This window comes from Micromonospora sp. WMMA1998, assembly GCF_027497375.1.
In the GTDB taxonomy this organism is placed as follows: domain Bacteria; phylum Actinomycetota; class Actinomycetes; order Mycobacteriales; family Micromonosporaceae; genus Micromonospora; species Micromonospora sediminicola.
Map to the genome: position 1 here is coordinate 3,748,416 of NZ_CP114911.1, position 21,627 is coordinate 3,770,042.

General features: G+C 74.2%; 21 protein-coding genes. 11 read left to right on the forward strand and 10 right to left on the reverse strand.

The window, feature by feature from the left end; all coding sequences use genetic code 11:
- Window positions 1-999 carry an ATP-binding cassette domain-containing protein gene (locus O7600_RS16915; RefSeq protein ID WP_281588525.1) on the forward strand — a complete coding sequence of 333 codons (999 nt, stop codon included), beginning with the start codon at window positions 1-3 and terminating at the stop codon, window positions 997-999.
- 75 nt (window positions 1,000-1,074) lie between these two features.
- Here O7600_RS16915 and O7600_RS16920 read toward each other — a convergent pair whose 3' ends face one another.
- The 7 genes from O7600_RS16920 to folP form a co-directional block, all read right to left on the reverse strand.
- Complete coding sequence (locus O7600_RS16920) at window positions 1,075-1,566, reverse strand: hypothetical protein (RefSeq protein WP_281588527.1); 492 nt, start codon at window positions 1,564-1,566, stop codon at window positions 1,075-1,077.
- 81 nt (window positions 1,567-1,647) lie between these two features.
- Entirely contained in the window at window positions 1,648-1,950 is a 303-nt protein-coding gene (locus O7600_RS16925) for a hypothetical protein (protein ID WP_091568655.1), read from the reverse strand.
- A gap of 75 nt (window positions 1,951-2,025) precedes the next feature.
- A complete protein-coding gene (locus O7600_RS16930) occupies window positions 2,026-3,255 on the reverse strand; it encodes an ABC transporter permease (RefSeq protein WP_281588530.1) in 1,230 nt (409 codons plus the stop codon).
- Between the two features lie 116 nt (window positions 3,256-3,371).
- Entirely contained in the window at window positions 3,372-3,860 is a 489-nt protein-coding gene (locus O7600_RS16935; RefSeq protein ID WP_281594180.1) for a DUF3180 domain-containing protein, read from the reverse strand.
- A gap of 38 nt (window positions 3,861-3,898) precedes the next feature.
- Window positions 3,899-4,426: a 2-amino-4-hydroxy-6-hydroxymethyldihydropteridine diphosphokinase gene (gene folK, locus O7600_RS16940; protein WP_281588533.1), complete on the reverse strand. Its 528-nt coding sequence runs from the start codon at window positions 4,424-4,426 to the stop codon at window positions 3,899-3,901.
- Complete coding sequence (folB, locus tag O7600_RS16945; protein WP_281588535.1) at window positions 4,423-4,782, reverse strand: dihydroneopterin aldolase; 360 nt, start codon at window positions 4,780-4,782, stop codon at window positions 4,423-4,425. The genes folK and folB overlap by 4 nt, the downstream gene beginning before the upstream one ends.
- Window positions 4,779-5,654 (reverse strand): dihydropteroate synthase, encoded by an 876-nt coding sequence (gene folP / locus O7600_RS16950; RefSeq protein ID WP_281588537.1) that lies wholly within the window; start codon window positions 5,652-5,654, stop codon window positions 4,779-4,781. Before folP ends, folB begins: the two co-directional genes overlap by 4 nt.
- Window positions 5,655-6,012: 358 nt before the next feature.
- Between folP and O7600_RS16955 the strand changes: the two genes are divergently transcribed.
- From O7600_RS16955 to O7600_RS16985, 7 genes are read left to right on the forward strand one after another with little or no spacing between them, the layout of a single operon-like run.
- Window positions 6,013-6,327 carry a hypothetical protein gene (locus O7600_RS16955; protein WP_091070155.1) on the forward strand — a complete coding sequence of 105 codons (315 nt, stop codon included), beginning with the start codon at window positions 6,013-6,015 and terminating at the stop codon, window positions 6,325-6,327.
- A gap of 14 nt (window positions 6,328-6,341) precedes the next feature.
- Window positions 6,342-6,704 (forward strand): hypothetical protein, encoded by a 363-nt coding sequence (locus O7600_RS16960; RefSeq protein ID WP_089157613.1) that lies wholly within the window; start codon window positions 6,342-6,344, stop codon window positions 6,702-6,704.
- 49 nt (window positions 6,705-6,753) lie between these two features.
- Window positions 6,754-10,155: an ATP-binding protein gene (locus O7600_RS16965; RefSeq protein WP_281588539.1), complete on the forward strand. Its 3,402-nt coding sequence runs from the start codon at window positions 6,754-6,756 to the stop codon at window positions 10,153-10,155.
- Between the two features lies 1 nt (window position 10,156).
- Window positions 10,157-12,100 carry an MFS transporter gene (locus O7600_RS16970; protein WP_281588541.1) on the forward strand — a complete coding sequence of 648 codons (1,944 nt, stop codon included), beginning with the start codon at window positions 10,157-10,159 and terminating at the stop codon, window positions 12,098-12,100.
- Window positions 12,097-12,657, forward strand: a complete 561-nt coding sequence (locus tag O7600_RS16975) for a hypothetical protein (RefSeq protein WP_099163382.1) — start codon at window positions 12,097-12,099, stop codon at window positions 12,655-12,657. The genes O7600_RS16970 and O7600_RS16975 overlap by 4 nt, the downstream gene beginning before the upstream one ends.
- The gene (locus O7600_RS16980; protein ID WP_281588545.1) at window positions 12,654-13,829 is read left to right on the forward strand and encodes a M23 family metallopeptidase; all 1,176 of its coding nucleotides are present in this window, start codon (window positions 12,654-12,656) and stop codon (window positions 13,827-13,829) included. The genes O7600_RS16975 and O7600_RS16980 overlap by 4 nt, the downstream gene beginning before the upstream one ends.
- Window positions 13,830-13,839: 10 nt before the next feature.
- The gene (locus O7600_RS16985; RefSeq protein ID WP_099163380.1) at window positions 13,840-14,439 is read left to right on the forward strand and encodes a hypothetical protein; all 600 of its coding nucleotides are present in this window, start codon (window positions 13,840-13,842) and stop codon (window positions 14,437-14,439) included.
- Between the two features lie 6 nt (window positions 14,440-14,445).
- Here the strand turns inward: O7600_RS16985 and O7600_RS16990 are convergent, their stop codons facing one another.
- Window positions 14,446-15,003, reverse strand: coding sequence for a hypothetical protein (locus O7600_RS16990; protein WP_281594181.1), 558 nt, complete (start codon window positions 15,001-15,003; stop codon window positions 14,446-14,448).
- A 64-nt stretch (window positions 15,004-15,067) separates the two neighbouring features.
- Here O7600_RS16990 and O7600_RS16995 point away from each other — a divergent pair, with 64 nt between their 5' ends.
- The 3 genes from O7600_RS16995 to O7600_RS17005 are packed head-to-tail and all read left to right on the forward strand — an operon-like array spanning window position 15,068 to window position 18,454.
- Complete coding sequence (locus tag O7600_RS16995) at window positions 15,068-15,196, forward strand: hypothetical protein (protein WP_281588548.1); 129 nt, start codon at window positions 15,068-15,070, stop codon at window positions 15,194-15,196.
- A gap of 31 nt (window positions 15,197-15,227) precedes the next feature.
- A complete protein-coding gene (locus O7600_RS17000; protein ID WP_281588550.1) occupies window positions 15,228-17,753 on the forward strand; it encodes an FtsK/SpoIIIE domain-containing protein in 2,526 nt (841 codons plus the stop codon).
- Entirely contained in the window at window positions 17,753-18,454 is a 702-nt protein-coding gene (locus tag O7600_RS17005; RefSeq protein ID WP_281588552.1) for a hypothetical protein, read from the forward strand. Before O7600_RS17000 ends, O7600_RS17005 begins: the two co-directional genes overlap by 1 nt.
- A gap of 64 nt (window positions 18,455-18,518) precedes the next feature.
- On the opposite strand, the gene folE is transcribed toward O7600_RS17005, so the two are convergent.
- Both folE and ftsH read right to left on the reverse strand, forming a co-directional pair.
- Window positions 18,519-19,136, reverse strand: coding sequence for a GTP cyclohydrolase I FolE (folE, locus tag O7600_RS17010; RefSeq protein WP_091568630.1), 618 nt, complete (start codon window positions 19,134-19,136; stop codon window positions 18,519-18,521).
- An 83-nt stretch (window positions 19,137-19,219) separates the two neighbouring features.
- Window positions 19,220-21,226, reverse strand: a complete 2,007-nt coding sequence (gene ftsH, locus O7600_RS17015) for an ATP-dependent zinc metalloprotease FtsH (protein WP_281588555.1) — start codon at window positions 21,224-21,226, stop codon at window positions 19,220-19,222.
- Between the last annotated feature and the right edge of the window lie 401 nt (window positions 21,227-21,627).

Genomic DNA, 21,627 nt, shown 5'->3' on the forward strand with positions numbered 1-21,627 from the left:
GTGGACGTTACCCCGGGCACCACCGCCGGTCACGGCGCCGCCTCGATCACGCTGGAGCGCATCCGCAAGCGCTACCCGGACGGCACCGAGGCGGTCCGCGAGCTCAGCCTGGAGGTCAGGGCGGGCGAGCTGGTGGTGCTGATCGGCCCGTCCGGCTGCGGCAAGTCGACAGTGCTGCGGATGATCAACCGGCTGATCGAGCCGACCGACGGCCGGATCCTGCTCGGCGACGACGACGTCACCCGCGTCGACCCGGTGACCCTGCGCCGCCGCATCGGATACGTGATCCAGAACGTCGGCCTGTTCCCGCACCAGACCGTCGCCGCCAACGTGGCGACCGTGCCGGGGCTGCTCGGTTGGCCGCGTGAACGCACCCGCGCCCGGGTCGGCGAGCTGCTGGAACTGGTGGGCCTCGACCCGGCGCAGTTCGGCCGGCGCTACCCGCACGAGCTCTCCGGCGGGCAGCGGCAGCGGGTCGGCGTCGCCCGCGCCCTGGCCGCCGACCCGGTGGTGCTGCTGATGGACGAGCCGTTCTCGGCCGTCGACCCGATCGTGCGGACCCGGCTCCAGGAGGAGTTCCTGCGGCTCCAGGCCGAGGTGCGCAAGACCATCGTGCTGGTCACCCACGACCTCGACGAGGCGGTCCGGCTGGGCGACCGGATCGCGGTGCTCTCCGAGGGTGGCGTGCTGGAGCAGTACGACCGCCCGGCCGCGCTGCTCGGCTCGCCCGCGTCGGCGTTCGTCCGCGAGTTCGTCGGCGCCGACCGGGGCATCCGCCGGCTGGCGGTCACCCCGCTGACCCGCGCGGTGCTCGACCCGCTCCCGGCCGACGGCGGGACCGGGCTGCCCACGGTGCCGCTCGGCGACTCGGCCTACGACGCGCTGGGCACGCTGCTCACCTCCGGCGCCGACCACGCGCTGGTCACCGAGGACGGCAGCCCGGTGGGGCTGATCGCGCGCAGCCGGGTGCTGAGCCTGGGCGCGGTGGACGGCGCCTGACCGGCCCGCGCGGCCGGCCAGACCGGTCACCGGAGGATCGGGCCCGACAGCCGTCCGGGCCCGGCGGGCAGCGAGTCAGGCCCGGCCGCCCAGGCTGGCCAGGCCGACGATCCAGCCGGCGAAGAAGCCGTACGTGACGCCGCCGCTCGCGGCCTGGAAGGCGGCGAAGAGCGTGCCGTGCGGTCCGAGGAGCGTGGCGAGCAGGGCGGTGATCCCGCCGGCCAGGGCGTACGCGCCCCAACCGGAGAGGAACTGGCTGCCCGAGGCGGCCACCCGGTCCACCTGCGGGCCGGGCAGCAGGTAGAGCAGCGCCGCGGCGACCACGAGCAGCAGGATCGCCCGCAGGTTGGTGGTGAGCAACCCCTCGTCGGCGTGCCACCGCCAGGCCGGCCAGGAGAGCAGCCGCAGGAACCAGCCACCGGCTCCGGTCGGATCGGTGTGGCCCTGCGCCCAGTCCCCGTACATCGGGCTGCCGCCGACCGCGACGAGCAGGAACGCGGCGAGCGTGCCGGTGCCGGCGGCCGTGCCGTACCGGGGGACGGCGCGGGGGCGGTTGGTGAGGGCCATGGAGCGGTCAGTTCCCGGGCCGCCGCGCCGGGCAAACCTGCGCGTCCGCGCGACCGCCGTCGGCCGGCGGGCGGCCACGGGTCAGTGCTTCATCAGGTAGTCGATGAAGGCGGCGCGCAGCAGCGGCGCGGACTCGTCGTAGCCGTGCCCGGTCAACTCCCGCCACAGCGCGTTGGCCTCGTCGATGGTCGGCCCGACCGAGTTCGGCGCGCCGTCCAGGGCGGCGGCCTCGTCGGCGTTCGGCAGATGCCGCAGCACCGACCAGAAGAACCCCACGTCGCGACGCTCCCGGGCCAGGTGGAACGCCTGCTCGCGCAGCTCCTCGGTGGAGAGCTTGTCGAGCTCGTCGAAGGTACGGCCGCCGGGGGCAGGAGTCTCGCTCATGCCGCCGAGCCTAACCGGCGAGATCAGCTCCGGCCCGCCGGACGCGACCCCCGCCGGACCCGACCCTCCTCGACGTCAGCGGTCGGCGTCCCAGCGCCGCGGCTCGCTCTCCCAGCGGGGCGCCTCCCAGGCGTCGACCGGGGTGTCGGTCTCGCGTACGGGCAGCACCGACGGCCAGGTGTCGGTCGACTCGGGCGTCGGGGTCGTCGTCCAGCCGGTGCTGATCCGGCCGTCCCCGACCGGGTGCGGCGGGCCGGGCACGGCCGTCAGGTGCGGGGCCGGGCGGGGCCGGCCGAACGTCTCGACCAGCCGGGTGACCAGCAGCCCGGCGCCGAGCACCGCCCCGCCCAGGGCCCACCGGCCGATCGACCAGCCGTGCGCCACGGTCCAGGCCAGGAACACCACCACCAGGCTGACCGCGATCAGCGTGCCGAAGACACCGCCGCGCCGGCCGTACGCGCTGGTGCCGCCGAGCAGCACCGTGCCGACCGCCAGCACCGTCCAGTCCAGCCCGGTGCCGGGGGTCACCGGACCGTCCCCGTTCGCGGCGATCAACACCCCGCCGAGCATCGCCAGCACCGTGGAGCCGACGAGCGCCAGCGCGGTCACCACGGCGGCGACCGCCCCGCGCCGCCGGGCCGGGTCGGCGACCGGACGGAACCGGCCGATCAGCCGGCGCACCGGTTTGATCGCACCGAAGAGGCCACCGAGGACGGCCACCGCGGCGAAGCCGACGAAGAGGTAGAGCGCGGTGCGCCGGGGGTCGTAGTCGCCCTGGACCGCGACCGGGGCGGTCCGCCGCTCCAGGTAGACGATCACACCGGCCGCGCCGGCCAGGCTCGCCGCCCAGCCCGGCACGTGCAGCACCACCACGACCAGGGCGAGCGCCAGCCCGCCGACCGCGGCCACCGCGAGCGCCGGCAGCAGCGCCTCCCGGGCGCCCCGGTCGCCCTGCTCGGCGACGTGCATCGCGGCGGCCAGCGCGACCGGACCGACCGCCAGGTTCACCGCGGCGGCCCGCAGGCTCAGCCCGGCGGCCAGGGTGAGCAGGCCGAGCCCGGCCACGTCGACGAGCAGTGTCTTGAGCGCGCCGCCGCGCAGCGCGTCCGCGTCCTCCCGCCAGAGCAGCCAGGTCACCGCGGCCAGCCCGGCCAGCAGCAGGAACTCCCAGACCACGTGCACCGCGATCCGGTCCCGGCCGGGTTCGCCGTGGGACGGGTCGTCGAAGACGTTCTCCAGCACGGCGGCCGGTACGCCGGAGGAGGTCTCCGGTGACGCGGTCCGGTCCGCCTCGTCGTACCCCATTGGCCGCGCCTCCCAGGTGGCCGCGTCCGGCCCACGGGCGGGCGGACCGGTGGCGGCCGTCGCTCTCCGGTCGCCAGGGACGGTACCTGCGGGCCGGGGTGTGGGGAACCCCCTGATCAGAGGCGCCCGCGCGGGGTCTCCCGGTCGCCCGGCTCGCGGTCGGAGTCGTCCTCCTGCTCAGGCACCCGGCACGACCGCTCCAGCCAGAGCGCCGCCGCGACCAGGGCCAGCGAGGCGACCGCCCCCGCGACCGCGGCGGGCCGGTCGCCGACGGCGGCGTTGGTCGGCTCGACGAAGAGCCAGCCGGCCAGCCCGGCGTAGAAGCCGGCGAAGATCGCTCCGGCCAGCGCGGACGCCTTGGCGAGCACCACGAAGCGGGCGACCAGCAGCGGGTTCACCGGCTCCCGTCCGGGTCGCCGTTCGATCCGGCTGCGGGTGTTGACCGCCGCGTAGCCCTCCAGCACCGCCAGCCCGGCCAGCGTGATCACCGGCAGCCAGGGCAGGTCGGCGGCGAAGTCGCCGTAGAAGTTGCTGATCAGCAGCCAGGCCACCGCGGCGGCGGCCAGACCGGCCACCACCAGCGTGGAGACCCGGGTCGGACCCATCCGGAAGCGGTCGGGATCCTGCGGGGACCGGGTCGTACTCATGTGTCCGACTCTAGCGTCAGATCCGGTCGCGGGCTCAGTTCCAGGGCGTCGGCGGCCAACGGCTCGGCGTTGAGCAGGTCGGTCAGCCACCCGTGCCCGGGCAGCCGGCCGTGCGGCTCGATGTCGATCCACGGCCGCAGCACGAAGGCGCGCAGGTGGGCGCGGGGGTGCGGCAGGGTCAGCTCGGGGTCGTCGCTGAGCACCGGCCGCCCGGCGTCGTCCCAGACCGCGATCACGTCCACGTCGAGCGTGCGCGGCCCGTACCGCCGGTCCGCGTCGCGGGTGCGCCCGGCCGCCGCCTCCGCGGCCCGGGCCCGCGCCAGCCAGTCGCCCGGCGCCGCCACCGGGTCCACCACCATCACCGCCGCGTTCAGGTACGCGGGCTGGTCCGCGTCCCCCCACGGTGGAGTCTCGTAGACGCCGGAGACCAGCACCACGCCGTCGCCGAGCGCGGCCACCGCGCCGCGCAGGTGGTCGAGGCGGTCGCCGAGGTTGCTGCCGATCGACAGCACGGCCCGGGTCACCGGGTACGCCGCATGGTGACGGCCACGTCCCGGAAGGCGTGCGGGATCGGGGCCTCCGGCTTGTGCACGGTCACCGTGGCGGCGGCGACCAGCGGCTCGGCCAGGCAGACCGCGAGCAGCCGGTCGGCGAGCGTCTCGATCAGGTTCACCGGCTCGCCGGTGACCACCGCGACCAGCCGCTCGGCCAGCTCGCCGTAGTGCACGGTGTCGGTCACCTCGTCGGAGCGGGCGGCCGGACCCAGGTCGAGTTCGAGCACGGCGTCGACGACGAACTCCTGGCCCTGGGCGCGCTCGAAGTCGTAGACCCCGTGCCGGCCGTGCGCGCGCAGGCCGGTCAGCTCGATCCGGTCGCTCATCGGTCGCCTCCCCCGGTCGCGCCGGCGCCCGCGGTGGCCAGCCGGGGGCGGCCGGTGGCACGCCAGACAGCGAGCGCGTCGGCGGTGCCCCGGACGTCGTGCACGCGTACCCCCCAGGCGCCGGCGGCCACGGCGAGCACGCTGGTCGCGATCGTCGCGGCCTCCCGGCCGGCGGTGGGGCGGGGCGCGCCCGCCGGGTCGGTGAGCAGCCGGCCCAGATAGGACTTGCGGCTGGCCCCGAACAGGACCGGGAAGCCGAGGTCGACCAGTTCGGGCAGGCGGGCGCTGAGTTCCCAGTTGTGCACGGCGGTCTTGGCGAAGCCGAGCCCGGGGTCGACGATGATCCGGTCGGCGGCCACGCCGGCGGCGAGCGCCGCGTCGACCCGCGCGCCCAGCTCGGCCCGTACGTCGGCCACCACGTCCGTGTAGTGCGCCAGGTCGCGCATCTCGCGGGAGTGACCCCGCCAGTGCATCAGCACCCACGGGCACCCGGCGTCCCGGACCACGCGGGCCATGTCCGGGTCGGCGAGCCCACCGGACACGTCGTTCACCACGGCCGCGCCGGCGGTGAGGACGGCCTCGGCGACCCGGGCGCGGCTGGTGTCGATGCTGACCGGGATGCCGGCGGCGGCCAGTTCCCGGACCACCGGCAGCACCCGGGCGGTCTCGGTCTCCGCGTCCACCCGGTCGGCGCCCGGTCGGGTGGACTCGCCACCGACGTCGACCAGGTCCGCCCCGTCGGCGCGCAGTCGCACGCCGTGTGCGACGGCGGCGTCCAGATCGGCGTATCTGCCGCCGTCCGAGAAGGAGTCGGGCGTGACGTTGAGGACGCCCATCACCACCGGGGTCTCCGCCCGTACCAGATCGGTCACGGACCCGACAGTACCGTTCGCCGGCAGGACTTCCGGCGGCCGGGCGAGCCCCGGGCCGAGGGCCCTGACGTGCTCATTAGAACAGGTGTACGATCGGTCGTCCGGGTCGTTACGGGTCCACTCTTCGCGGCTTGTCGCAAAGGTGGCCGGCCCGTACGCTTTGGAATTGCCCAGCATCGAGATGGCGAAGCCTGGAGGGAGGGCCGAAGCGGGACGAATCCCCCCAGAGCTCGCCACGCTCCGTGGTGAGTGACGGACCCAGCGTCGACGGCGCTGTCTCTGACGAGCACCATCCCGCCAGGCTTGCCTAACTGCACCACCGCGGCACCGCCGGCCGCGACCTTTGGGGAGGTTTCCAGTGATCGCCATCGAGCTCATGGCAACGGCGTCGACCGCCGTCGACCACGCGCTCCACACCCTGGCGTCGACTCCACTCGCCGAGCCGGCCCCGAAGGGCATCGACACCGACAACGTCGTCACCTTCTTCGCCAGCAAGGTCGCGCCGATCCTGCTCGCCGTGCTCGGCGTGATCTTCATCGGCCGGGCCAGCCGCGGTGAGATCTCCAAGGTGCTGACCAGCTCGGCCATCGCCATCATCGGGCTGGCCTTCATCGCCGGCGCGGCCACACTCTTCTTCGTCGGTGACTACCTGATCAACCTCATCTTCGAGTAGGGCGTTGGGCGACGATGCGGCTGCGCACCGACGACGACATCTACCGGGCACGCCTGGTCTACCTGGGCCCGCCCGGCTACACCCTTCCCGTCCACCTGCCGTACGCCCAGTACGGCCTGTTCATGCTGCTCGTACCCCTCTACGTGTTCATCCACTGGTTGTTCACGCTCCAGGTCGAGCTGTTCCCCGCCTGGGAGATCTCGCTCGCCATCGTGACGACCTCGTTCATCTTCCGGTACGTCGACCCGGACCGGCCGGCGCGCATGGTCATCCGGACCGCGCTGACCGACTGGCGACGCACCCGGGAGCCGGCCGCCGAGCTGCGGGACCCGCGCCTCGTCGCGAGCCGGATCAGGATCCGGGAGGAACTGGCATGACCAGGCGTACGCCGACGGCGCAGACGAACGACGCGGGTGAGGCGGTCGCATGAGTCGCTCTTCCACGCCGGGTTCCCCGGCCGGGCACCCGGGCGGATCGCCCGGTAACCGTGCGCGATCGTTCGACTACCCACCGGACGAGGACCTCGACGAGATCGTCCTCGACCCGGCGCTCGTCACCACTCCCGGCCACGGGCGGGTCGGCGTCTTCCAGCCTCCGCGTCCGCTCACCCCCCGGGGCGCCGAACCCCGCGAGCCGATCCGCCCCGAGGGCGACATCGACTCGCCCTTCCTCGACCTGTTCGGCGGCGCGCCGCCCCGGGTCCGTCGGCCGGCCGGCCCGCCCGCCGGGACGACCCCGCCCGCCGCGCCGGTCGAACCGGTGGTGGCGCCGCCCCGACGCGGTGTCGGCCGGGAGGCGCTGCCGATCCCGCACCAGCACGCCGCGCCGGTCGAACCGCCCCGACCCGAACCCGCGCCGCCGGCCCGGGAGCAGACCTCCGGCGTACGCGCGGTCGGCCGTCCCCGGCCGGAGCCGGCACACGCCCTGCCCGAGCCCGTCCAGCCTCCCGCGCTCGACCCGCCGCCCCCGCCGCGCACGCGGGTGCCGCAGCAGGCCGGTGACCGCCTCCCCGCGCTCCGGGCCCCGGCCGAGCCGGAGCCGCTCCACGAGGCGGCCGTCGCCCCGCCGCCGGTCGAGACGCCGGCCCCCGCGCGCCGCGTCGACCGGCGCGACCCGGACCACGACCTGCCGGACCCGTACGCGGCGGCGCCGGCGCCGACCCGCGAGGTCGAGCGGCCGGCGCACCGCGAGGTGGCGCCGCCCCGGCAGCGGTCCGCCGCCCGCCGCGACAAGCCCACCAAGCCGGTCCGGGTCCGCGCCCCGAAGATCAAGTTCGGCGACCGCGACCCCGCCGTCGAGCTGGCCATCACCGAGATCGCCGGGCACCTCACGTTCACCCCCAACACGGTCACCGCCTGGTACTGGCTGCCCGAGGTCCGCTGGGCGTTCCGGCCCGACGCCGAACGCGAGGCGCTGCTCTCCGCGATCTCGGAGCAGTACGCCGGCCTGGCCGGGTTCCGGCTGCACCTGCGCCGCACCACCCGGCCGTTCCCGGCCGACGAGTGGGCGCGCACCATCGACACGCACACCTCCGCCCCGCTGCCGGACGTGCCCGGCACCACCGGCTGGGCCGACCACCTGGTCGCCGCCCAGCGGCACCTGATGGCGGTCAACCACGCCGAGGGTCAGACCTACCTGGGCGTCACCTTCGCCCGCCGGTCGCTCGGCGACTCGCTCACCGAGCGGCTGCTGCGGACGTTCGGCCGGGGCACCGCCGACGGCGAGCGACGCCGGTTGGGCCGTACCGTCGAGCAGTTCGACGAGGTGCTCGGCGCGTTCGGCATGCGTGGGCGCCGGGTCACCGCGCCGGAGCTGGAGTGGCTGCTCTACCGCTCGGTGGCGCTCTGCATGGCGCCGCCCGGCGTGCTCTCCCCGATCACCAACGGCCGCTGGGAACGCGGCGACCTGCTGGCCCTGACCGAACAGGTCGAGCGCTACCGCACGCCCTACGGCTCGACGGTCAAGCTGGTCAACCGGATGACCGGCGAGGAACGGCACGTGGCCGTGCTCGCGGTCGGCCGGATGGAACCGCTGGAGATCCCCGAGCGACACGAGCCGTGGCTGCACTTCCACGAGCGGCTGCCCTGGCCGATGGAACTTTCCACCCGGGTCGACATCCTCGGCCCCAACGACTCCTTCCGGAACCTCGAACACCGGCTCCGGATGATCCGCTCCCAGCAGCTCGACTACGCCGAGCACGGCATCGACGCCCCGCCGGAGCTGGAACGCCTGGCCAAGCGCGCCCTGGTGATCGGCGACGAGATGACCACCGGGCTGCCGGTCGACTCGGCCCGCGCGCACGGGTGGCACCGGATCGCGGTCGGCGGCCGGACCCGGGAGGAGTGCCTGGAACGGGCCCGCCGGCTCATCCAGCTCTACTCCCGGGAGCTGCGGATCTCGCTGCAACACCCGAAGAACCAGGACTGGCTTGCCCGCGAGTTCATCCCCGGCGAACCGATCGCCAACACCGGCTACGTCCGGCGGATGCCGGTCAACCTGCTGGCCGCCGCGCTGCCCCAGGCCGCGTCCACCGTCGGCGACCGGCGCGGCGACCTGATCGGCCGCACCGCCGGCACCTGCCGTCGCCCGGTCTTCCTCGACCTGCACTTCCCGATGGAGGTACGCGAGCGCTCCGGCCTCGCCGTCTTCGTCGCCGAACCCGGCGGTGGCAAGTCCACGCTGCTCGGCGCGCTCGGCTACCTGGCCGCCCGGCGCGGCGCGCAGGTGACCCTGCTCGACCCGTCCGGCCCGCTGGCCCGGCTCTGCGCCATGCCCGAGCTGGCGCCCTACTCGCGGGTGCTCAACCTGACCGGCTCGGAACAGGGCACCCTGGCGCCGTACGCGCTGATCCCCACGCCCCTGCGCAGCGAGTTCGGCACCGGGGCGGCCGGCGACCGGGAGTTCGAGATCGCCGTCTCCAACGCCCGCGCCGAGCGCCGGATGCTGGTGCAGGACATCTGCATGATGCTGGTGCCGCCGCAGGTGGCCCGGGAGGCGTCCACGGCCACCCTGTTCCGGCACGCGGTGCGGCAGGTCCCGGCCGAGGAGACCTCCACCCTCGACGACGTGGTCGCCTGCCTCCAGGGGCTCGACGACGACGCCGGTCGCGAACTGGCCAACCTGTTGCTCGACACCGCCGAGATGCCGCTGGCCATGCTCTTCTTCGGCCGGCCGCCGGAGGGGCTGCTCGGCGCCGACGCCGCGCTCACCGTCATCACCATGGCCGGGCTCCGGCTTCCCGACCTGAAGATCGAGCGGGAATACTGGTCCGCCGAGGAGGCCCTCGCGCTGCCGATGCTGCACACCGCGCACCGGCTGGCGGTCCGCCGCTGCTACGGCGGCTCGATGTCCTCCCGCAAGCTGGTCGGCCTCGACGAGGCGCACTTCATGGAGGGCTGGCGCTCCGGGCGCTCGTTCCTGGTCCGCCTCGCCCGCGACTCCCGCAAGTGGAACCTGGCCGCGCTGGTCGCCTCGCAGAACCCGAAGGACATCCTCGGTCTCGACGTCCAGAACCTCGTCTCCACCGTCTTCGTCGGCCGGATCGCCGAGGACAGCGAGATCGCCTCCGAGGCGCTGCGGCTGCTGCGGGTGCCGGTGGACGACGGCTACGAGGCCACACTCGCCTCGCTCAGCCAGGCCGACAGCGGCTCGGCGTCCCGACTCGGCTTCCGCGAGTTCGTCATGCGCGACGTCGACGGCCGCGTGCAGAAGGTCCGGGTCGACGTGTCATACGTCAACGGGCTGCTGGAACACCTGGACACCACCCCCGGCACGGTCGCCCCGGCCGCCGGGCAACTGCCGACCGTCCTGGCTGATCTGGAGGCGTGACATGGCGAGGGCCCGGGCACGGATCGCGGCGCTCCTCCTCGCGCTCGGCGTACTCGCCGGGGCCACGATCTCTTGGCCGGTGATCGGAGGCGCCACACCGGCGTACGCCGCCGGCCCGACCACCCAGGCCCGGGCCGAGCTGTGCAGCACCAAGGAGTGGCAGGCCGACTTCCGCGCCTGCGTGAACCGGCTCCAGGCGGTCAGCGAGGACCAGATCGAGTGCCGCAAGCCGCCGGTGCCGGCAGCGCCGGACTCCGGCCTGGCCGGCTGGTTCGCGTCCCGCCCCGACTCGGCCAAGGAGCCCGGCCCGAAGGGCCTCTACAGCGACTACGGGTACGCCGGCTACAGCTACGTCACGTACGACGTGGACGGCGGCTGCGCCTCGTCCGTGCTCCACCCCGACTACCGCTTCACCACCATGGTGGCGAACGGCGAGTTCATGTTCGCCAACGCGGTCATCGGCGCGTCGAACGCGCTGCGCGAACGGGCCTGGGACCCCCGGACCATGTGGCGCTGGGCGGACCCGCTGGTCGAGCAGGCCACCAAGGCCGTCTACCAGAAGGTGTTCAGCGTCTTCGGCATCATCACCATCTGCGTCGTCGGCCTCTACCTGCTGTGGCGCTCCCGCCAGTCGGACATGAGCAACGCGATGACCACGGCCGGTTGGGCGCTGCTCGTGATGGTGGCGGTGACCGCGCTGGCCGCGTGGCCGGTCAAGTCCGCGAACATGGCCGACAGCACGCTGATCACGACGCTCGGCGTGGTGCACGACGCGGTCGGCCCGTCGTCGAAGGACATCCCGCCGGACAAGTGCGTCCTTCCGAACCCGAGCGCCTGCGTGGACAAGCGTCCACCGGCGGTGCGGGCCAGCGACACCGCCACCGAGACCATGCTCTACCGGAACTGGTTGCGCGGCGTGCTCGGCTCGGCCGACAGCGAGACGGCCAAGAAGTACGGCCCGGCCCTCTACGACGCCAAGTCGCTGACGTGGGAGGAGTCGGAAAAGCTCCGCCAGAACCCGGCGACTCGTGAGGGCACGATCAAGGCCAAGCAGCAGCAGTGGGCCAAAGTCGCCCAACAGATCAAGACGGAGGACCCGGAGGCGTACGAGTACCTGCAGGGCACCCGGGACATGGACCGGATCGGCGCCGGCTTCATCGCGGTGCTGGCCTCGCTGCTCTTCGCCATGTTCGACCTCACCGCGTCGCTGCTCGTGCTGCTCGGCTTCCTGATCTTCCGATGGGCGGTGATCGCCGCGCCCATTCTGGGCACCGTCGGCCTGATGCGCCCGGCCAGCGCCGGCCTGCGCCGGCTGGCGAACGCGGTGGTGGCCGCCGTGTTCAACATCGCCATCTTCGGCACCGGCGCGGCCATCTACCTCTTCGCGGTCGACCTGATCATGAACACCGCCACGCTGCCCGGCTGGCTCCAGGTGGTCCTGGTCTGGCTCTGCGGCGTGGTGGGCTGGCTGCTGCTGCGGCCGTACCGGCGGATCACCCAGCTCGGCGGCAAGGACAGCAGCGAGGCGGTCAGTTCGGCCGGCTCGTGGCACCGCCGCTTCTTCCGGGACATGCGGATCGCCGCCCGGCTGGACGTGGCCGAGCCCGGCGGCACCAACGAGCCGGCGTTCGGCCGGCGCCGTACCGTCACGGCCGACCAGCGCAGCCTCCGGCCGGAGGCCCGGCACGAGGACCCGGCGCACGCCGCCACCTCCGTCGAGCGGGAGCGGCCGGACGGGCGGGAACGGCCCGAGGAGGCGCCCGTGGTCGAGCGCCGCGGCGACCGTCCGGCCGCCGCGCCCCGGCCCCGTCGCGCCCCCTCCACCTGGACCGAACCGGACGTGCCCGAGGAGGCGCCCTCCTACGCGGTCTACCGGCCGGACTCGGCGGACCGCGCCGCGCCGCCTGCCCGCCCCGCGCCGCGGATCCGTTCCGAGGCCCGGTGAGACCGGTGCGACGGGCACTCGAATTCCTCGTCACCCGGGTCCTCCGGTCCCGGCTCGGCATCGCGCTGGTGATCGCGGTGCTGGTCTTCGGCGTGATCGGCGCGGCCCGACTGGTCTCCGGGCCGGTCGACTCCGGTCTCGGGCTGACCACCCGCCCCACCCAGCCGATCAGCACCGTGGATCCCGGGGCCGGTGAGGACGGCGTGCTGTCCAGTCCCCCGGCGACGGTCGCCCCGCGGACCCGGCCGGGCGAGGCCACCCCCGAGCAGGTCGCCGGCCGGTTCACCACGGCCTGGTTGACCGGGCCCGGCACCACCGGCGACGCCTGGCAGGCGAAGTTGCGTCCGCTCTCCACGCCCGCGCTGGTGGAGAAGATGACCGGCGCCGATCCGGAGACCGTGCCCGCCCGGCGGACCACCGGCCCGCCGACGCTGCGGCCGCGCACCGAGTCCTTCGTGGAGGCACTGGTCCCGCTGGACAACGGCACGCTCCGGCTCGAGCTGGTCGCCGAGGACGGTCCGTGGCTGGTGGACGCGGTCGACTGGGAGCGGTCGTGAGCGGCGAGCCGGCCGTCGCCGCGCAGGTCCGCCGCAAGCTGCGCGTCGGCGTCCTCGCCACCGCGGTCACCGTCGCACTCGCCCTGCTCTGTTGCGTCGGCGGCGCCGGCGCGTTCTTCCTCACGGAGCTGGGCGGCGACCAGGAGGATCCGAAGCTCGCGGCCCTCGACTGCGACCCCGCCTACCGGGTGAACCTGACCGGGGACATGCCGCGCTTCGCCGAGTACGGCGAGGCTCAGCTGCGCAACGCGGCCGTCATCATCAAGGTCGGCCAGGACATGAAGGTCCCGGCCCGTGGCTGGGTCATCGCGCTGGCCACCGCGATGCAGGAGTCGGCGCTGCGCAACCTGGCCAACAGCACGGTCCCGGCGTCGCTGGCCCTGCCGCACGAGGGCGTCGGCGCCGACCACGACTCGCTGGGCCTGTTCCAGCAACGTCCCGGCTGGGGCAGCGTCGAGCAGCGGATGACGCCCTCGTACACGGCGCGCAAGTTCTACCAGAAGATGGTCAAGGTCCCGAACTGGCAGCAGCGGCCGCTCACCGTGGTGGCCCAGCGGGTCCAGGTCAGCGCGTTCCCGGATGCCTACGCGAAGCACGAGGAGCTGGCCGGGCGGATCGTCGACGCGCTGGCCGGCGGCGCGGCCCGGACCGTGGAGATCGCCGGCAGGGCCGTCTGCGACGCTGCCGCCGGGGCCCGGATCGCGGCCTCCGGATGGACCGCCCCGCTGCCCGGCGGGGTGGTGTCCGGCTTCCGCACCGCCGCCCGCCCGAGCCACAACGGGGTGGACCTGGCCGCGGGGAAACGCACCCCCATCCACGCCGCGTCGGCGGGCCGGGTGCTGGTCGCGCGCTGCGATCCGGACCGCTCGGGGCGGCGGGACTGCGACCGGGACGGCTGGCCGGACAAGGGCGGCTGCGGATGGTTCGTCGACATCCTGCACGCCGGCGGGTTCATCACCCGCTACTGCCACATGATCGAACGACCTCGGGTCACACCGGGTCAGGCGGTGGAGGCCGGCGAGGTGATCGGGCTCTCCGGCAGCAGCGGCAACTCCTCCGGCCCGCACCTGCACTTCGAGGTGCACAACAGCGGCGACCGGTCCAGTCGCGGCGCCGAGGACCCGCTGCCGTTCATGCGCAAGCGGGGCGCGCCCCTCGGCAAGTCCGAGTGAGGCGCCCCGCATGAGCAACCCGCTGCCCGATCCCTTCGCCGACCGTCCCGACTGGGCGCCGCTGCCACCCCGGCCGGTCGAGATCGTGCCGGCCACCGGCGGAACCGACCTGCGCGGCCGCCGCGTGCTGGTCGGTCTGCCCGGTCTCGGCTGGCGTGCCGACCTGCGGGCCGACGAGCGGGTGGTGCAGGGCAGCCGCACCTACGTGCCGGTCATCCCGGAGCACGAGTGGTACCGGGCCGAGTCCGAGCAGGTGGAGGTGTTCGCGCCGCTGGTGCCGGTGGAGCGGGTCTGGGTGGAGACGATCGGTGACCGGCCGCAACCCGCCGCCGCGTCCGGGTCGGGCATCCGGCTGGTCTCGCTCGACGCGCCCACCCGCCGGCCGCCCACCCCGGCGTTCGAGGCCGACGCGGTGACCGGACGGCGCGTGGTGCACGTGGACGGCGGTGTGGAGCGACGCGACCTGCGTGCGGTCACCGAGACCTACTCCGGCGCGGACGGCGACATCTGCGTCCGGGTGACGTCGGAGCTCGAGTGGTACCGCTGGGCCTGGCGCGGCCAGGCACCGACCACCCTGGAGGTTCCCGTTCACCTGCTCTGGCTGGAGTAGACGCTCTCAGTCGGCGCGCCGGGCCGAGCACACACCCCAGCCGTCCTCACGCCTCGTCTCGAACCGCCAGCCCTGCCGGTCGCTCTGCGTTATCCCATCGACCGAGGCGGAGATGATGAGCTCAACCTCGACCACGGCGGTTTCGCCCGCCTGCCGACTGCTCAACGGGCCCCAACTCACCGAGATCCTCGCGTCGAACCGCTGTTCCCGGGCAACAAGATCGTCCCGCAGCGCTCGCAAGCCGTCTAGATCGGCCCGACCACCGCAGGTGAACTCCTGCGCCCTCGTGTCGCTGCGGTCCACTAGGAGGGCCCGCACATAGTTGTCGACCACGACGTCGGGGGCGCTGCGGTCCGGGGCTGTCGCCCGGTCGTAGAGGACGAACCCGACCACCGCTCCCCCCGTGCAGAGCAACGCGAGCACCCCCGCGACGACCATCAGCACGGTGCGCAGCGGGCGCTTGGGGCGTACCGGAAGCGGAGCCGGCGCGGGGGGCGCCATCTGCTCCGGCGGGGTCCGCTGCGCCGGTACGCGGGAGACCTGGGAACCGGCGGGGGGCTGCACTGATTCCACCTCCTGAGGCTATCGGCTGCGCGCCGCGTACCCAATGCCTCAGAACTGGCGGATCGTGGCGAACCGCCGGACGGACGCCGCCCGGCGGGCGGGCCCGCGCGGGGTGAGGCTGCTCACCGCCGCGCAGCTCACCGCGCCGACCGACATCCCGGTGGACGGCCCGCGCCTGGGTTACCGTCACTGATCGGGAGGAGATGTCGGCCTCGGGAAGAGAGGTGGACGCGGTGGCGACTCCGAAGGCGCGCGCCGGTCGGGCCGCCGCGCTGCACCGCCGGGCCGAGGCCGCCGCGACCGCGGCGGCGGGCATCCTCGACGAGATCCGGCCCGCCCCCGCCGATCACCACCGACAGTACGAGCTGGCCGAACGCCTGCGGGCGGCGGCCGAGCGGGCGGCGCCCGGGTGGGCCGGCGCGGCGGTGGAGGCCCTCACGCCGGCGACGCCGCCGGGCGACGGTCCGCCGGCCCGGGTCCGGGTGGGCGCCGCCGCGCCGCTGGACGACGCCCGCTTTCCCGCGCTGGTCCCGCTGTTCGGCAGCGGTCACCTGAGCATCGACGCCGACGCCGCCGACCCTCGGGTGGCCGGGCTGCTCCGGGCCCTGCTGCTGCGCCTGTTCGCGGCCACGCCGGCGGGCGCGTTGCTGGCCCGGGCGGTCGACGGCGGTCCGGGCGACACCTTCGCCGGATTCGCGGCGCTCGCCGACGCGGGCCTGCTGCCCCCGCCCACCGCCGACCTGACCGGGCTGCGGGCGGTGCTGGCCGAGGCGGAGCAGTGGGTGGCCGCCGGGACCTCGCGGCAGCGCGGGCACGACCGTACGCTGCTGCTCGTGGTGGCCGCCCTGCCCGAGGGCGCGACCACCGCCGACCTGGATCGGCTCGCCGACCTGGCCGACCGGGGGCCGCGCGCCGGGCTGCACCTGGTGGTCGCCGGGTGGCCCGACGGCAGTCCGTTGCCCCGGGCCACCCCACTCGCGGTGCGCACGGCGTACGCGCTGGTCGGTGACCCGCCGCTCACCGGGTTCAGCAGCCCGGGCGCCGAACCGCCGGGTGGTCTCCACTCGCCGGTGTTCCTGGACGAGGATCCGCCCACGGAGCTGGTCGCCGAGGTGTGCCGTCGGTTGGCGCGGCAGATCGAGGACGGTTCCCGGCTCGCCCTGGGCGACCTGCTGCCCGCCGACGGGCTGTGGACGGCGGACTCGGTCGACGGGTTGAGCACCACCGTCGGTGACGCCGCCGGGCGTCCGGTCAGCCTCGGTTTCACCGAGCTGACCCCGCACTGGCTGGTCAGTGGCCGGTCGCAGGCCGGCCGGTCGGCGTTCCTCACCGACGCGTTGTTCGGCCTGGCCGCCCGGTACGGGCCGGAGGAGCTGACGCTCTACCTGGCCGACCTGGGCGACGGCGAGTCCTTCGTGGAGTTCCTGCAGACCGAGCGGGACCGGTCCTGGGTGCCGCAGGTGCGGGCCGCCGGGATGGCCGCCGACCGGGAGTACGTCGCCGACCTGTTCGGCGAGCTGGAGGCGGAGGTGCGCCGCCGGGAGGAGGCGTCCCGGCGGGCCGGCGGGCAGCGCTACGCCGAGTTGCGCCAGCACCAGCCGCTGCCCCGGATCGTCTGCGTGATCGACAACTTCCCGCTGCTGCTGCGCGACCGGGACCGGCTCGCCACCGACGTGCTGGCCCGGCTGGACGCGTTGGCCCGCGCCGCCCGGTCGTACGGGGTCCACCTGGTGCTGGCCGGCGAGGGCGACCTGGGCATCGGTGGTCCGCGTGACCCGTTGCTGGGCCAGTTTCCGGTGCGGGTGGCGTTGCCGGGCGGCTCGGCGGTGCTGGAGCCGGCCAACGACTCGGCGGCCGGTCTGCCGGTGGGCAGCGCGGTGGTGAACACGGCCGGCGGGCTGGGCGGTCCACGGGGCGCGACCCGGGGGCACGAGCGGATGATCCGCTTCCCGGACCCGTACGAGGCTCCGGAGGTGCTCGCCGAGCTGCGGGGACGGCTCTGGTCGGCCCGGCCCGAGGACGCCGTCCCGCCCGTGGTCTTCGCCGGCTACGCCCGCCCGCAGCTCGCCAACGACCCTCGGCACCGGGCCGCCCTGGCCGGCCGGGCACACGGGCCGGCCGCGCTGCTGGGCCGGGCGGTGGACGTCCGGCGCGGCACCGTGGCCGTCCCGCTCGGGCCGGCCGCCGGCCGGAACCTGGCCGTGCTGGGTCGCGACGAGGAGGCCGAGCGGTTGTTGGTCACCGCGGTGCGCAGCGCGGCGGCGGCCCATGCGGGCGCGGCGCGGTTCGTGCTGGCGCCCCTGGCGAACGGTTCGGCCGAGCCGGCCGGCGTGCTCGCCGCCGAGCTGGCCGGGCGGCACCGGGTGGAGACGGTCGACGCGGCCGGGCTGCGGTCGGCCATGGAGTCGGACGAGCCCGGCTACCTGGCGGTGTTCGGGCTGGACGTGCCGGACGCCGCCGAGCTGCCGCCGGAGCTGCTGCGGTCGCTGCTGCTGGAGGGCCCGCCGGCCGGCCGGCACCTGCTCGGCTGGTGGCGGACGCCGGCGCCGCTGGCCGGGCTGCTCGGTCCCGAGGGCGAGGTGGACAAGCTCACCGCCGTGGCGGTCACCGACGTGCCGGGCGGTCGCCTGGAGCAGCTCTTCGACCGGCCGGTGTGGTGGCGGCCGCGGCCGGGCCGCGCGGTGCTCTGGGACGGCCCGGACGAGCAGGGCACGGTCTTCGTGCCCTTCGGCACCGGGGAGACGAGCTGATGAGCGAGACCGGCACGACGGTGCCCGGGCCCCGGGCCGGTGGCGCGACCGTGGCCGTGGACCCGGCCGAGTCGGCCTGGGCGGACTACGTGGCGGCGGCGCGGCAGCTCGACGGCGTACGCCGGGCGGCGGCCACCGCCGCCGGGGAGCAGGCCCGGTCGGTGGCGGCGGCCCGCGAGGAGTTGACCGCGGTACGCGAACGGCTGGCGCCGCAGCAGGCCCGGCTGCGTGAGCTGGGTGTACCGGCGATCTCCCTGGTGCCGACGCCGCCGGAGGTGACCGAGGCGGCCCGGTCGATGGCCGGCGGCCCGGCCGCGGTGCTGGCGGCGCTGCGTGCGGCCGGAGGGTGGGCGGACGCGGCGGACGACACGCTGAGCGCACGGGGTCTGCCCCGGCTGGCCCGCTGGCCGGCCCGCCCGCGCAACCTGCTGGTGTACGGGCCGCTGGCGCTGGTGGTGCCGCTGCTCCAGCTCGCCCTGTACGTGCTGGCCGGCGCGGGGCCGGTGACCGCGTTGGCGCTGCTGGTGGGGCTGCCGCTGCCGGCGGTCGCGTTCATGCTGGGCTGGCTGGCGGTGGGGCGGCTCTTCCGCCCTCGGCCGACCGACCGGGTGGACCGGACTCCTCGGTTCGGCGCCCTGGTCTGCCTGATCCCGGCGGTGCTCACCGCCGCCGGGCTGCTGCTGGCCATGCTGCCCGGCTGACTCTCCGGCGACGGCGACGGCCGCGCCTCCCGGGTGGGAGCACGCGGCCGTCGAGGTTGGCGGGTCAGCGGTGCATGATCAGCGCCATGGCCTCGGCCCGCGACTTGGCGTCGTTCTGCAGGCCGCCCCGGACCGCCGAGGTGATGGTCTTGGCGCCGGACTTCTGGATGCCGCGCATGGCCATGCACATGTGCTCGCACTCGAGCACCACGATGACGCCGCGCGGGGCGAGGCTGGACATCAGCAGGTCGGCGATCTGCGAGGTGAGCCGCTCCTGCACCTGCGGGCGGCGGGCGAACACCTCGACCAGCCGGGCCAGCTTGGACAGGCCGGTGATCCGGCCGTCCGGGCCGGGGATGTAGCCGATGTGGGCGCTGCCCCGGAACGGCAGCAGGTGGTGCTCGCACAGGCTCATCACGTCGATGTCCCGGACCAGCACGAGTTCCTCGTGGTTGGCCTCGAAGGTGGTGCGGAGGACCTGCGCCGGGTCGACCCGCAGGCCGGCGAAGAGCTCGGCGTACGCGCGGGCGACCCGGGCCGGGGTCTGTTGCAGGCCGTCCCGGTCGGGGTCCTCCCCGACGGCGATGAGGATCTCCCGGACGGCCTTCTCGATCCGGGCTAGGTCGACGCTCTGCTCCACCGGGCCACCGGTCAGCTTGCCGCTGATCAGGCGCGCGGCCACGTAGTCGAGCGCGTCGTCGCCGTCGGGTTCGGTCGCGGAAACGGCCGGCTCCCGGTGAGGGGAGCCGGCCGTCGGGTCGGTGCTCAGTGCGTACCGTCCGAGTTGTTGCTGGACCCACCGACCGAGATGCCGTCGGCCGTGGCCTGCTTCTGCAGCGCGTCCTTCTCGGCCGGGGTGAGCACGGGCGGCTCGGTCGAGGGCTGGCGCTTGCCGAAGCCGTGGTAGGGGGCCATCGGCGGGCGCTTGACCACCCGGGCGCAGATGCGGGCCATGTCGGCGGTGGAGAGGGTTTCCTTCTCCATCAGCTCCAGGACCATGTTGTCCAGGACGTCCCGGTATTCCACCAGGATCTCCCAGGCCTCGTCGTGGGCCAGCTCGATCAGCGCGCGCATCTCGCCGTCGATCTCGGCCGCGACCGCGTCGGAGTAGTCCCGCTCGTGGCCCATGTTGCGGCCGAGGAACGGCTCGTCGCCGCTGGTGCCGTACTTGATCGCACCGAGCTTGGAGCTCATGCCGTACTGGGTGATCATCGCGCGGGCCAGCTGGGTGGCCTTCTCGATGTCGTTGCCGGCGCCGGTGGTCGGCTCGTGGAACACGAGTTCCTCGGCCGCCCGGCCGCCCAGCGCGTACGCCAGGGTGTCGATCATCTCGGCGCGGGTCTGGGTGTACTTGTCCTCCGTGGGGAGGACCAGCGTGTGGCCCAGCGACCGGCCCCGGGACAGGATCGTCACCTTGTGCACCGGCGCGGCGTGCGGCAGCGCCCAGGCGACCAGCGCGTGCCCACCCTCGTGGTACGCGGTGATCTTCTTTTCCTGGTCGCTCATCACCCGGGTCCGGCGCTGCGGACCGGCGATCACCCGGTCGATCGACTCTTCCAGCGAGTCGTTGGTGATCGCCCGCTGTTCCTTGCGGGCGGTGAGCAGCGCGGACTCGTTGATCACGTTGGCCAGGTCGGCCCCGGAGAAGCCCGGGGTACGCCGGGCGACCGCGTCGAGGTCGACGTCGGGCGTGAACGGCTTGCCCTTGGCGTGCACCCGCAGGATGGCCTTGCGGCCCTCCATGTCGGGGGCGTCGACCGGGATCTGCCGGTCGAAGCGGCCCGGGCGCAGCAGCGCCGGGTCGAGGATGTCCGGCCGGTTGGTGGCGGCGATCAGGATGACCCCGCCCTTGGTGTCGAAGCCGTCCATCTCGACCAGCAGCTGGTTGAGGGTCTGCTCCCGCTCGTCGTGGCCGCCGCCCATGCCGGCGCCACGGTGCCGGCCGACCGCGTCGATCTCGTCGACGAAGACGATCGCCGGCGCGTTCGACTTGGCCTGCTCGAAGAGGTCGCGGACCCGGCTGGCGCCGACGCCGACGAACATCTCCACGAAGTCGGAACCCGAGATGGAGTAGAAGGGCACCCCGGCCTCGCCGGCCACCGCGCGGGCGAGCAGCGTCTTACCGGTGCCGGGCGGGCCGAAGAGCAGCACGCCCTTCGGGATCTTGGCGCCCAGGGCCTGGTATTTCGCCGGGTTCTGCAGGAAGTCCTTGATCTCGTGCAGTTCCTCGACGGCCTCGTCCGCACCGGCCACGTCCGCGAAGGTGGTCTTCGGCGTGTCCTTGGTGATCATCTTCGCCTTGGACTTGCCGAAGTTGAGCACCCGCGAGCCGCCGCCCTGCATCTGCGACATGAAGAACAGCAGCAGGAGCACGAGCAGCGCGATGGGGAGGAGATTGACCAGCAGGCTGACCCAGATGCTGTCCGACGACACCTTGGTGTCGACCGGGCCGGTGATCCGGTCCGCCGCCTCGGCCTCGCGCACCTGGTTCCACACCTGGCCGCCGACCTCGTACGGGAACTGCGCCTCGATCTTGTCGGTGTTGGTGTCGCCGAACTTGGCCTTGTCCTTCAGGTCGAGCTGGAGCGTCTGCTCCTTGTCCTGGAAGACGACCTTCTCGATACCGCCCTTGTTGAGCTGGTCGAGCGCGACGGACGTGTCCACGCGGTGGTAGCTGGGACCAGCGGTGAACAGTTGACTGAGCACAACGGCGCCGAGGATGACCAGGATGATCCAGACCACCGGTCGGCGGAAGAAACGCGTACGTTCCATGCTGTCGTCGGGCGCCGAGACGCCCGCATCCTCCTGATCGACGTCCTGACCGTCTGAATGGTGTCGCCGCCTCGGGCGGCGGCCGTGGCCGCCGTGCGGGCCGGCCCGACCCCCGGGGCACGCGAACTGCCGCACCACGGTCATTCGACGGTACACCGTGCGCGCGAGGAGTGAGCTTGCGAGCCCCGCAGTCGCGCACATTGATGACTCTGTGCGAGCGACGTGTGAGCTTGTGAGCCCGGCACTTACGCGTAGGGCGAACCAGGGTTTGAGCCGGCGTGGCGGGGAGCTCCGCACCCGACCCGCCCACACCGCCCGGTCACGCGGCTCGAGGGGTCGGGCGTGGAGGGTGCCTCCACGTCACCGGTCTCTACCGTAGACCGAAAGGCTGAGAGCCCGCT